Source organism: Promicromonospora sp. NPDC059942, assembly GCF_042731755.1.
In the GTDB taxonomy this organism is placed as follows: Bacteria; Actinomycetota; Actinomycetes; order Actinomycetales; family Cellulomonadaceae; genus Promicromonospora.
The window spans coordinates 1-11,177 of the sequence record NZ_JBHWLR010000042.1; the positions used below are offsets into that span (position 1 = coordinate 1).

Here is an 11,177-nt window from a genome sequence, read left to right on the forward strand (position 1 = left end):
ACTTTGGGGTCCGGGTTTTTTTCGTTGGGAGGGGGCAAAAAGAAAAAAACCCCGGGCCTCAAAAGGGATGTGGCAGGCGCCGCGTCGTCAGTCGCCGTGCCGGTCTCGCGACTTCCTCGGGGCTCGGGTGCTGGGGCCTCGTTCCTCGGCCCCAGCACCCGAGCCGCGTCGTCAGTCGCGGGTCAGCTTGCGGTACGTGACCCGGTGCGGGCGCGCGGCGTCGGCGCCCAGGCGCTCGACCTTGTTGGCCTCGTACGACTCGAAGTTGCCCTCGAACCAGTACCAGTTCGACGGGTTCTCCTCGGTGCCCTCGTAGGCCAGGATGTGCGTCGCGACCCGGTCGAGGAACCACCGGTCGTGAGAGACGACGACGGCGCAGCCGGGGAACTCCAGCAGGGCGTTCTCCAGCGAGCCGAGGGTCTCGACGTCGAGGTCGTTGGTCGGCTCGTCGAGCAGCAGCAGGTTGCCGCCCTGCTTGAGCGTCAGCGCCAGGTTGAGGCGGTTGCGCTCACCGCCGGACAGCACGCCGGCCGGCTTCTGCTGGTCCGGGCCCTTGAACCCGAACGACGCCACGTAGGCGCGCGACGGGATCTCGACGTTGCCGACCTTGATGAAGTCGAGCCCGTCGGACACGACCTCCCACAGGGTCTTCTTGGGGTCGATGCCGCCGCGCGACTGGTCGACGTAGGAGATCGAGACAGTCTCGCCGACCTTCAGCTCGCCGCCGTCGAGGGGCTCCAGGCCCACGATCGTCTTGAACAGCGTGGTCTTGCCGACGCCGTTCGGGCCGATGACGCCGACGATGCCGTTGCGCGGCAGCGTGAACGTCAGGCCGTCGATCAGGACGCGGTCGTCGAAGCCCTTCTTGAGGTTCGTGGCGTCCAGCACCAGCGAGCCCAGGCGCGGGCCGGCGGGGATCTGGATCTCCTCGAAGTCGAGCTTCCTGGTGCGGTCCGCCTCCGCGGCCATCTCCTCGTAGCGGGCCAGGCGAGCCTTCGACTTGGTCTGGCGGCCCTTGGCGTTGGACCGCACCCACTCCAGCTCCTCCTTGAGGCGCTTGGAGAGCTTGGCGTCCTTCTTGCCCTGGACCTCCAGGCGCGCCTGCTTCTTCTCCAGGTACGTCGAGTAGTTGCCCTCGTACGGGTAGAGGCGCCCGCGGTCGATCTCGCAGATCCACTCCGCGACGTGGTCGAGGAAGTACCGGTCGTGGGTCACGGCCAGGACGGCACCCGCGTAGCCCGCGAGGTGCTGCTCGAGCCACAGCACGGACTCGGCGTCGAGGTGGTTGGTGGGCTCGTCGAGGAGCAGCAGGTCGGGCTTCTGCAGGAGCAGCTTGCACAGGGCGACGCGGCGGCGCTCACCACCGGACAGCAGCGTCACGTCGGCGTCCGGCGGCGGGCAGCGCAGGGCGTCCATCGCCTGCTCGAGCTGGGAGTCGAGGTCCCACGCGTCGGCGGCGTCGATGTCCTCCTGCAGCGTGCCCATCTCGGCCAGCAGCGCGTCGAAGTCCGCGTCGGGCTGCGCCATGAGCTCGGAGATCTCGTCGAACCGGGCCTTCTTGGCCAGGATCTCGCCGACAGCCTCCTGGACGTTGCCGAGGACCGTCTTCTCCTCGTTCAGCGGCGGCTCCTGGAGCAGGATGCCCACGGTGTACCCGGGCGAGAGCCGTGCCTCACCGTTCGACGGCGTGTCCAGCCCGGCCATGATCTTGAGGATCGTGGACTTACCGGCGCCGTTCGGGCCGACGACGCCGATCTTGGCGCCGGGCAGGAAGTTCAGCGACACGTCATCGAGGATGAGCTTGTCGCCGTGCGCCTTGCGCGCCTTGTACATGGAGTAGATGTATTCAGCCACTGCCTGTGTTCCACCGTTCACAGAAGGTACGTCGGATGGGTGCGCTCGCGCGGAGCGGGTGCCAGGGTTCGTCCGCGCAGGAGAACCCTGACACCCGCGGACCGCTGAGCACGACTGGGACCAGCCTACGCGGTCACGAGCTCCCGCGGCCCGACGCCGGCCCCGTCGCCCTGGTCTTCCTCGTCACCCCCGGCACCCGACAGGTCGACGTCGAACGGGTCGGTCTCGCCCGCCCGCACCGTGACCAGCCCGGCGTCGCCCGGGAGGTCCGCCACATCGCCCTCGCCCCGGGAACCGGGCACCGGATCGTGGTGGACGAGCCGCGAGTACTCCACCTTGCCCCGGGTCGCGTCCACGCCGACCCCGGTCGCGGCGATCACGAGGCCGCTCCGGGGCTCGCCCTCCGGGCCCGCCCACTCGTCCATCTCGAGCCGGCCCGTGACGACCACGGGGTCGCCCTTGCGGACCGACCGGACCAGGTTCACCGCCGCCGTCCGCCACGCCTTCACCGTGAACCACAGCGTCGCGCCGTCGGTCCACTCGCCGGCGTCGTTCACGTAGCGCCGCGTGCTCGCCACGCGGAACATGGCGAACGGCTTGCCCGTGCCCGTGTGCAGCGCCGGGGAGTTGCCGGCGAAGCCGGAGACAGTCACCGTCACGTCGTTCATGGAGCCCTCCTGGGTTTCCGGACCGGCCCTCGCGGCCGGCCCGTACCCAGCATCAGGCGCGGACGGAGCGCAGGTCGGTCAGCCCGAAGTCGTCTGTTGACGAAACCCGGATCTGGCTGCCTGTGGTCGCGTTCTCTTCCACACGAAGCGGTATCGAGGGTCCGTCGTCGCGCGCACTCTGTGCGAGCTCACGCACCGCGCGGTGCTCGTCGAGCAGCCGCTGGGTGGGCACGCCGAGGGTCTGGCGCAGCACCCGCTCGAGCGCGGCGCGGCCCGACGCGATGACGGCCTGCGCCCGGCGCGCGGCGAGCGCGCGGCGCATCTGCATCGCCACGAGGAACACCACGAGCGCCGCGACCGCGGCCACCACGGCGGCGACCCCGAGCACGGTCGTCCAGGTGTCGCCCACGGGCAGGATGTCCGTCGAGGCCAGCACCGTGCAGATCCCGAGCAGCACCGCGAGCAGCACCGCCCCGAGCGCCAGGCGGCGGGTGAGCGGCTGCGTCGTCGGGCCGCGGGTGTCCAGGGTGACGCCCTGCAGCGCCGTCGACACGGCGCTCGTGACGTCGCGGGCGCTCGCCACGCTCTCGGCGAGCGAACGCTGCCAGCCCGGCTTGAGCGACTCCCCGGAGCCGGTGAGCCAGCGCGAGCGGGACAGCGCGATCGAGTCCGGGTCCGGGTTGCGGAACTCGGGCGAGCCGTAGCCGTTCCGGACCGCGGCGCCGACCTGCGCGGCCACGGACTCCAGACCGGCCGCCCGCGCGAGGGCGTCGATCTCGCGTTCGAGAACGGTGTCGATGTGCCAGGGCACCTCTGCCGGGGTCTGGCTGAGCAGCAGCGTCGCGGCGGCGTCCAGCTCCCCCGCGGCGCGGCCGGCCGAGACGGACCGGCGGGCCACCGTCTGCTCCAGGAGCCCGCGCAGGTCGTCGATGCCGATGTCGGTCTTGCTCGACGCCGCGATGACCGGCACGTTGTCCAGGCCGTCGTCGCGCAGCAAGCGCTTCACGTCGTTGACCAGGTTGTCGCGCTGGCCCACGGGCACCGTGTCGATCTGGTTGAGCACCACCACGGTGGAGGCCCGCATGCCGGACGAGTCGCGCAGGTAGCCGGTGTGCAGGGCGTCGTCGGCGTACTTCTGCGGGTCCACGACCCAGACCAGCAGGTCGACCAGGGGCAGCACCTTGTCCACGACGTCGCGGTGGGCGGGCGCGACCGAGTCGTGGTCGGGCAGGTCCAGCAGCACGAGGCCGCTCAGGGCGGCCTCGTCGGCCGAGTCCAGCTCGCCGGCCCGGGTGATGCGGCGCTCCCGCTCCACGCCGAGCCAGTCAAGCAGCGTGGCGGCGTCGTCGCTCCACGAGCAGGCGGTGACCTTGGCCGTGGTGGGGCGCTTGACGCCGACGTCGGCGAAGGTGAGGCGGGAGATCTTGTTGAACGTGCTCGACTTGCCCGACCCGGTGCCGCCGGCGAGCGCCACCACGGTGTGGTCCACGCCGAGCGCGAGCCGTTCGCGCACCCCGGCCACGGAGCTGGCGACCTTGCCGAAGACCGTGTCGTCGAGGCGGGATCCGGCGATCTGGAGGGCTCGGCCGAGGTCCTCGGTCCGAGCGCCGAGGGTCGCGTCGTGGCTCGTCATGTCAGCCTCCTGAGCTCGGCCAGCCGCACGCGGAGCGGAGCGGCCGCGTCGTCGGCTAGCGCGGGGACGTCAAGGGCACTCTGGACAGAACGGGCCTCTTCCGCAACCGCTAGCGCGACCTGGTCGGCAAGTTCGCCCTGCAGCTCCTCGATCGAGTCCCCCGCGCTGTCGCCGAGCACGCGGTCGACCAGCGCCATGGAGTCCTCGTTGCCGAGCGCGGTGGCCTGCAGGAGCGTCGCCAGCCCGGCGTCGCCGAACGCCTTGCGGGCGCCCGTGGCGCGGGCCACCGCCTCGGGGTCGGACGTCGCGGGGTCGGCGTCCGCCATGCGGCCGACCACGTCGTCGGCCAGGCGGGACCAGGCCGCGGCCGCCTTCTGGCCCCAGGCGAGGCGCTCCTTGGCGCGGCTCGACGCCGACGGGAGGATCGTCTCGCCGGCGGGCGGCGCCCCGGGGCCGGCCAGGACGCCGCGCAGGCTCTCCTCGGTGCGCACGCCGGCGGCCACGAACGCGCGGGTCGCGGTGGCCTCGACCTCCTCGCGCAGCCGGAGCAGGGCCGTCTCGCGGGCCTTCCCGGCGCGCTTGGTGGTCCGCGCGATGCCGTCGCGGACCGTGACCCGGGAGATGTGGTCGGTGCTGGCGATCTCGGCGAACCGCGCGGCGACCGTGCCCTCGCCGGACGTCCCCGACAGGACGGCGGTGCGCGCGGCGAGCTGCGCGTCCGGGACCACTGCCTGGACGGCGTTGCGGAGGTCGAACGCGGCGGTGCCCTGCTGCTCCACCGCGGTCACCAGCCCCGTCACCCAGTCCGGGAGGGCGCCGATCGCGCCCTTGAGGGTGCGCAGGATGACGGTGCGCGAGCGCTCGGGACCGGCCATCAGGTTGAGCCAGCGCTGGATGGGCGCCACCAGCTTGGGGTCGAGCAGCCCCTCGTGCGGTCCGACGTCGGGCACGATGAACAGCGGGACGTCCTTCATCCCGCGTTCCTTCATGCGCGTGTTGAGGTCGGCGCGGATCGTCGTCAGGTTCTCCTTGGGCACCCGGTTGAGCACCATGGCCACGCTCGCGCCGCGCTCCTTGGCGCGGTCGAGGGCCTGCCACGGGAGCGCGTCGCCGTAGCGGGCGGCCGTGGTGACGAAGAGCCAGAGGTCGGCCGCCTCCAGCAGCTGGTGGGCCGTGGAGCGGTTCTCCTTGAGGAGCGAGTCGAGGTCGGGCGCGTCCATCAGCGCGGTGCCGCGCGGCACGCCCTCGTGCTTGACCAGCCGGGCGAGCTCCGTGACGGGGCCCGCGGTGAGCGTGTCGACGTCGCGCGGGTGCACGCCCACGACGGGCTCGCGGGTGGTGGGCCGCAGCACGCCGGCCTCGGACACCTCCTCGCCCAGGAGACTGTTGAAGAGCGTGGACTTGCCGGCTCCCGTGGAGCCCGCGAGCACGACGACGGCGGGGCTGGAGAGCTCGGCGAGGCGCGGCAGCAGGTGCTCGTCGAGCTGCGCCAGGAGGCGTTCCCGGGACGCCTCGGCCTCCTCGGCGCCGTCGACGGGCAGGGGCAGGGTGGCCGCGGCGACGTCGCGGCGCAGGTCCTGCACGACGTCGTGCACCGTGAAGCCGAGCTGCTCCGCAACGTTCGGGTCCACACCACCCCGACGGCCGAGCACTGCGGAGCGTGTTCCTGGAGTCACGGCTTCATCCTGATAGGTCAAGATCGTTCTGCCAAGCCGTAGCGGCTGGTGGGTGTGCAGAAACAAGGGTTTTGTGCAGGCCGTCGGAGGGTGTCTCCGACGCCCGACGACAGCAGATCAGTGCCCCCGGCAGGATTCGAACCCGCGACCTAGTCATTAGAAGTGACCCGCTCTATCCAGCTGAGCTACGGAGGCAAGCGAGCCGAGTTTAGCCTAGGCCGGGCCGGTCTTGACCATGCCAAATGAGGGCGTCACGGGGAGGTCGGGGTGGACGACGCCGTCCCCGGCGCCAGGGTCGCCGCCAGGAGCGCCACCGCGATGGTCAGCACGGAGACGCGCGTCACCCTGCCCGGTCGGGTCGGCCCGGGCCCGTCGGCCTCGGGCCGGTCGGCGCCGGGGGTGTCGGCGCCGGGGCTGTCGGCAGAGTTCGCTGGTGTCGAGGTCATGCCTCGATCCCACCGGTCCGGGCCCGTACCTGCCAGTGTGACGGCGTCACCGCTCCCCCATGACATAGCGCAGGGCCCTGCATGACACGGCGTCACTGGTGGGGCGGGGCTCGCCCGGGAGACACTGCGGTGTCGGGCCCGGCACCGACCCCACGCGGGTCCCGGTGAGTGTCACAGGCGCGACGTACTCTTCCGGCATGCCCTCCGGACCCACGGACCTCGCCCCCGACGCCGCGCGCCGGCTGCGCCTGCGCACGCAGGGACTGGCGCTGCCCGACGACGGGTCGAGCTCCGCGACGCCGGGCGACGTCGTCCGCCGGATGGTGGCCCTGCAGGGGCAGGACCTGCCCGCGGTGCTGCGCGCGATCGCCGTCCGCTCGCGCCCGGGCACCACGGTCGACGACGTGCGCGCCGCGTTCGACGGCGGCGAGCTGGTGCGCGGCTGGACCCAGCGCGGCACCCTCTTCGCGACCACGCCTCGGGACCTGCCCGCGCTCGTCTCGCTGACGGGCGAGCGCGTGACGCACCTGGGCCGGCGCGTCCGCGAGGCGGAGGGCCTGGACGACGCCCTCGTCGACCGTGCGGAGAAGATCACCCGGGAGGCGCTGGCTGCGTCGGACGGGTTCACGCGGGCCGAGATGATCGACCTGTGGCAGCAGACCGGGGTGCCCATCGAGGGGCAGCGCGGGTACCACCTGATCGTGACGCTGGCACTGCGCGGGGTGCTGCACTGGGGCCCGTTCGCGGGGGCGCAGCAGAAGATGGTCGCGTCGCCGGGCGCGGGTGGTTCCGGGGGCGTGGGTGATGTCGCGGGCGGTCCGGCCGAGGAGCCCGACGCCGCCCTGCGCCGCATCGCCCGGTCCTACTTCGCGAGCCGCGGACCCGCCACGGTGGACGACCTGGCCTGGTGGCTCGGCCTGCCGAAGACCCCCGTGCGCGCCGCCGTCGCCGCGCTGCGCGAGACCGAGCCGGACGCCGTCGTCGACGTCACGGTCGACGGGAAGGGGATGCTCGTGGGCCGCGCGGCGGAGGGGCCCGAAGCCGGGGTCGCGCCCGAGCGCCTGCCCGGGCTCGCCGAACCCGGCGGTGTCCGACTCGTGCCGGGGTTCGACGAGATCGTGCTGGGCTACCAGGACCGTGACCTGGTCGCGGACGCCGAGGCGATGCGGACCGTCGTCCCGTTCACCAACGGGATCTTCCGGCCGGCGGTGCTCCTCGACGGGCGCCTGGTCGGCACGTGGCGCCGCGCGCCCAAGTCGGGCGAGGCCCCGTACGAGCTCGTGCCGGGGATCGCGGGACCGGTGCGAACCGCCGTCGAGCAGGCGGTGGCGGCGTGGCCGCTGGGCTGAGGCCTAGTTCCCGACCGGGTCCGTGCCGGAGTCGGTGACCGCAACGTCGGTGAAGTAGGCGGCGCTCTCTTCGTCGGCCGGGTAGTACGACTCGATCGCCACCTCGTCGAGCGTGATGTCCATCGGGGTGCCGAACGTGGTGATCGTCGAGAAGAGCCGCAGCTCCCGCCCGTCGATCCGGATGACCATGGGGATCACCACGTCCGACTCTGCCGCGATCGACCGGCCGGGTTCCGCTCGATCGGGTTCCGACGGGCCGGCGTCGTCGCGGGAGCCGGGCGTGCTGTCGTGCGCGCCTGGCGCCAGCAGCTCCTCGTAGAGGGCGGTCAGCCCGGCGTCGGGCACGGTGGCGAGCTGGCGCCGCACCCGCGCGCGGAACACCGCACGCACGTCGGCGAGGTTGACGACCAGCGGCGCGAGCCCGCGCGGGTCCAGGCCCAGGCGCACAAGGTTGACCGGCGGGCGCAGCAGGTCAGGCGCGACCCCGGCGAAGAAGCGGTCGACGGCCCGGTTGGTCATCAAGATGTTCCACCCGCGGTCGAAGACCAGCGCCGGGTACGGCTCGTGCGCCCGCAGCACCCGCGCGACGGCGTCCCGGGCGGGGGCCAGGGCGTCGGTGCCGAGCGGACGCTCGTCGTACCGGGGCGCAAACCCCGCGGCGAGCAGCAGCCGGTTGCGGTCGCGCAGCGGCACGTCGAGCTGCTCCGCGAGCCGCAGCACCATGTCGGCGCTCGGCCGGGACTTCCCGGTCTCCACGAGGCTGACGTGCCGCGCCGAGACGTCGGCGGCGATCGCGAGATCGAGCTGGCTGAGCCGACGGCGCTGCCGCCACTGCCGCAGCAGCTCGCCCACTGTTCCCATGGACGTCGAGTGTCGTGCACGGCGGGCCGGAGCGCCATGAACTCCCAGTTCATCGACAACCGCCGCGGCCGGGTCGAAGACTGCGGGGCATGACGACACAGGACACGACGGCACAGGACATGGCCACGCCGAGCGCCACGGCCGACAACACGAGCATCGTCACCGCCGCCTTCGCGGCCCTCACCGAGACGGGCGACACCGACGCCGTCGCCCGGGTGCTGACCGACGACTTCGTCCACCACCGCCCCGACGGGACGGCGCGGACGAGAGCCGAGTGGCTCGCCGCCGTCCGCGGCTCGCTGGAGCACATCGCGGGCATGGAGGTCACGGTGCTGCACCTGCTGGCCGACGGCGACCACGTGCTGCTGCACTCCCGGCGTCGGCTCCCCGCCGGTCCGGAGATCACGGTGGTCGACATCATGCGGTTCGAGGACGGCCGCATCGCCGAGGCCTGGGAGCTCATCGAGCCGACGGCGGAGGCCCAAGCCCACCTGACCTGGTGGTCCTGACGGGTGCCTCGGGCCGCGGCTGGTCGGGCGGCGGGTCAAGATGGAGCATGCTGCTCGCCGAGGTCGCCGCCACGTCCGACGCCGTCGCCGCCACGCGCTCGCGCCTGGCCAAACGTGCGGCCATCGCCGACCTGCTGCGCCGGACGGCGGACGGCGGCGCCGCCGTGGCCCCAGCGAACGCGGCCGACGGCCCGGTGACCGGAGGCACCTCCGACGTCGGCGCGGCGTCCGACCCGGACCGTGGAACGGTCGCCGACGACCTGGAGATCGTCGTCGCCTACCTCGCCGGCGCACTGCGCCAGCGCCGCACGGGCCTCGGTTACGCCTCGCTGCGCGACCTCCCGCCGCCCGCGGCGGAGGCGACGCTCACGGTCCGCGACGTCGACGCCGCGTTCGCCGCGATGGCCGCCCTGGAGGGCGCGGGCTCTGCGCAGGCGCGCTCCGCCGCGGCCGCCGAGCTCTTCGGCGCGGCGACCGAGCGGGAGCAGGCGTTCCTCCGCGGCCTGGTCGCGGGCGAGCTGCGGCAGGGCGCGCTCGACTCCGTCGTCGTCGACGCCGTCGCGGAGGCAGCGGGAACGCCCGCCGACGCCGTCCGCCGCGCCGTCATGCTGCGCGGGGCCACCGGGCCGGTCGCGAGCGCCGCGCTCCTCGCGGACGACCCGCCAACCGCGCTGGCGGCGTTCACCCTGGAGGTCGGGCGGCCGGTGCGGCCGATGCTCGCGCAGTCCGCGCCGGACATCGCGGCCGCCTTCGAGAAGCTCGCGTCCGGCGACGAGCCCGCCGAGCTGTGCGTGGACGTGAAGCTCGACGGCATCCGCATCCAGGTGCACCGCCTGGCCGACGAGGTGCGGGTGGTCACGCGCTCCCTGGACGACATCACCGAGCGCGTGCCGGAGATCGTCGAGGTGGTGCGGGCCCTGCCGTCGGACCGGCTGGTGCTGGACGGCGAGGCGCTCGGCGTCGGGCCGGACGGCGTCCCGCGGCCGTTCCAGGAGACGGCCGCCCGGTCGGCGACCCACGAGTCGACGCGCGGGGCGGCGCGCGGATCGGCCCGGGCGCCGTCGGCGGAGGAGGCGCTGGCGGACCGGTTCGAGCTGACCCCGTTCTTCTTCGACGTGCTGCACGCCGACGGGCGCGACCTGCTCGACGCCCCGCTGCGCGACCGGCTGGCGGTGCTGGACGAGGTCGCGGCGCCGCACACGGTGCGCCGCCTGCTGACGTCCGACCCGGAGGCGGCGGCGGAGTTCTTCGCGGGCGCGGTCCGCGAGGGCCAGGAGGGCGTGGTGGTCAAGTCGCTCGACGCCCCCTACGCGGCCGGACGGCGCGGCGCCGGCTGGGTCAAGGTCAAGCCCCGCAAGACCCTCGACCTCGTGGTGCTCGCGGTCGAACGCGGCTCGGGCCGCCGCCAGGGCTGGCTGTCGAACATCCACCTGGGCGCGCGCGACCCCGAGGGCGGCTTCGTGATGCTCGGCAAGACGTTCAAGGGCATGACCGACCAGATGCTCCAGTGGCAGACCGAGCGGTTCAGGGAGCTGGAGATCGAGGACAACGGCTGGGTCGTCACTGTCCGGCCGGAGCAGGTCGTGGAGATCGCGTTCGACGGCCTGCAGCGCTCGACCCGCTACCCCGGCGGCCTCGCGCTGCGGTTCGCGCGCGTGCTGCGCTACCGCGACGACAAGACGGCCGCGGAGGCAGACACGATCGACACGGTCCGCTCGCTCGCCGTGGTCAGTAGTCCGGCGGAGTGAGATCGAGCTCGGCCAGCTTGGCCTCTCGCTCAGCCCCGGACAGCCATGTCACGGTGTAGCGGCCCCGGTGTGGTTCCTCGTCCTCGTTGAACTCGCCTGCGCGAATCGACGGCACCACGCCGTCCCACGGCGGCTGGTCGGCGTACACATCCTGTTCGCCGTCGGCCCACACCACCGTGAGCCAGACCTGTTGCTGGATCCTGAAGGGGTTCCAAGTGCGCCACCAAGTGCCGAGCTCGGTGGAGATGTACCCGGCGATCGCCCCGTCCTTCCACAGCACGAGACACCCACGATCGAAGACGTCGAGCGACGGGTCGTACTCACGCTTGAACACTCCGGAATCGTGGCACGGGTCGAGACCTGCTTCCTCCCCTTTGAGGCCCGGGGTTTTTTGTTTTTCTCTGTCCTGGAACGAAAAAAACCGGGGCCCCAA

10 protein-coding genes and 1 tRNA gene are annotated in these 11,177 nt (G+C 72.8%); 3 read left to right on the top strand and 8 right to left on the bottom strand.

Translation table 11 applies throughout. From position 1 onward, the window contains the following. Window positions 1-171 precede the first annotated feature (171 nt). The 6 genes from ettA to ACFV9Q_RS28870 form a co-directional block, all read right to left on the bottom strand. The gene (ettA, locus tag ACFV9Q_RS28845; protein ID WP_377231317.1) at window positions 172-1,854 is read right to left on the bottom strand and encodes an energy-dependent translational throttle protein EttA; all 1,683 of its coding nucleotides are present in this window, start codon (window positions 1,852-1,854) and stop codon (window positions 172-174) included. A 125-nt stretch (window positions 1,855-1,979) separates the two neighbouring features. After that, window positions 1,980-2,522: a single-stranded DNA-binding protein gene (locus ACFV9Q_RS28850; RefSeq protein WP_377237260.1), complete on the bottom strand. Its 543-nt coding sequence runs from the start codon at window positions 2,520-2,522 to the stop codon at window positions 1,980-1,982. Between the two features lie 52 nt (window positions 2,523-2,574). After that, a complete protein-coding gene (locus ACFV9Q_RS28855) occupies window positions 2,575-4,155 on the bottom strand; it encodes a GTP-binding protein (RefSeq protein WP_377231319.1) in 1,581 nt (526 codons plus the stop codon). Beyond that, window positions 4,152-5,831: a GTPase gene (locus tag ACFV9Q_RS28860; protein ID WP_377237261.1), complete on the bottom strand. Its 1,680-nt coding sequence runs from the start codon at window positions 5,829-5,831 to the stop codon at window positions 4,152-4,154. The genes ACFV9Q_RS28855 and ACFV9Q_RS28860 overlap by 4 nt, the downstream gene beginning before the upstream one ends. A gap of 121 nt (window positions 5,832-5,952) precedes the next feature. Continuing rightward, a tRNA-Arg gene (locus ACFV9Q_RS28865) sits at window positions 5,953-6,026 on the bottom strand. A gap of 56 nt (window positions 6,027-6,082) precedes the next feature. Then, the gene (locus ACFV9Q_RS28870; protein WP_377237262.1) at window positions 6,083-6,277 is read right to left on the bottom strand and encodes a hypothetical protein; all 195 of its coding nucleotides are present in this window, start codon (window positions 6,275-6,277) and stop codon (window positions 6,083-6,085) included. A gap of 197 nt (window positions 6,278-6,474) precedes the next feature. Between ACFV9Q_RS28870 and ACFV9Q_RS28875 the strand changes: the two genes are divergently transcribed. Then, on the top strand, window positions 6,475-7,626 hold the full coding sequence (locus tag ACFV9Q_RS28875; protein WP_377237263.1) for a winged helix DNA-binding domain-containing protein: 1,152 nt from the start codon (window positions 6,475-6,477) through the stop codon (window positions 7,624-7,626). 3 nt (window positions 7,627-7,629) lie between these two features. Here ACFV9Q_RS28875 and ACFV9Q_RS28880 read toward each other — a convergent pair whose 3' ends face one another. Further along, window positions 7,630-8,487 carry a helix-turn-helix domain-containing protein gene (locus ACFV9Q_RS28880; RefSeq protein ID WP_377237264.1) on the bottom strand — a complete coding sequence of 286 codons (858 nt, stop codon included), beginning with the start codon at window positions 8,485-8,487 and terminating at the stop codon, window positions 7,630-7,632. A gap of 89 nt (window positions 8,488-8,576) precedes the next feature. Between ACFV9Q_RS28880 and ACFV9Q_RS28885 the strand changes: the two genes are divergently transcribed. Both ACFV9Q_RS28885 and ACFV9Q_RS28890 read left to right on the top strand, forming a co-directional pair. Then, window positions 8,577-8,996 (top strand): nuclear transport factor 2 family protein, encoded by a 420-nt coding sequence (locus tag ACFV9Q_RS28885; protein WP_377237265.1) that lies wholly within the window; start codon window positions 8,577-8,579, stop codon window positions 8,994-8,996. 47 nt (window positions 8,997-9,043) lie between these two features. Beyond that, window positions 9,044-10,744 carry an ATP-dependent DNA ligase gene (locus tag ACFV9Q_RS28890; RefSeq protein WP_377237266.1) on the top strand — a complete coding sequence of 567 codons (1,701 nt, stop codon included), beginning with the start codon at window positions 9,044-9,046 and terminating at the stop codon, window positions 10,742-10,744. Here the strand turns inward: ACFV9Q_RS28890 and ACFV9Q_RS28895 are convergent. Beyond that, on the bottom strand, window positions 10,725-11,177 hold a 453-nt coding region (locus tag ACFV9Q_RS28895; RefSeq protein ID WP_377237267.1), incomplete at its 5' end, for a hypothetical protein. The genes ACFV9Q_RS28890 and ACFV9Q_RS28895 overlap by 20 nt on opposite strands.

Coding starts and splice junctions, on each gene's coding strand:
- ACFV9Q_RS28850 (WP_377237260.1), bottom strand. CDS start 2,522: ATGAACGACGTGACGGTGACTGTCTCCGGCTTCGCCGGCAACTCCCCG.
- ACFV9Q_RS28855 (WP_377231319.1), bottom strand. CDS start 4,155: ATGACGAGCCACGACGCGACCCTCGGCGCTCGGACCGAGGACCTCGGC.
- ACFV9Q_RS28870 (WP_377237262.1), bottom strand. CDS start 6,277: ATGACCTCGACACCAGCGAACTCTGCCGACAGCCCCGGCGCCGACACC.
- ACFV9Q_RS28875 (WP_377237263.1), top strand. CDS start 6,475: ATGCCCTCCGGACCCACGGACCTCGCCCCCGACGCCGCGCGCCGGCTG.
- ACFV9Q_RS28880 (WP_377237264.1), bottom strand. CDS start 8,487: ATGGGAACAGTGGGCGAGCTGCTGCGGCAGTGGCGGCAGCGCCGTCGG.
- ACFV9Q_RS28885 (WP_377237265.1), top strand. CDS start 8,577: ATGACGACACAGGACACGACGGCACAGGACATGGCCACGCCGAGCGCC.
- ACFV9Q_RS28890 (WP_377237266.1), top strand. CDS start 9,044: ATGCTGCTCGCCGAGGTCGCCGCCACGTCCGACGCCGTCGCCGCCACG.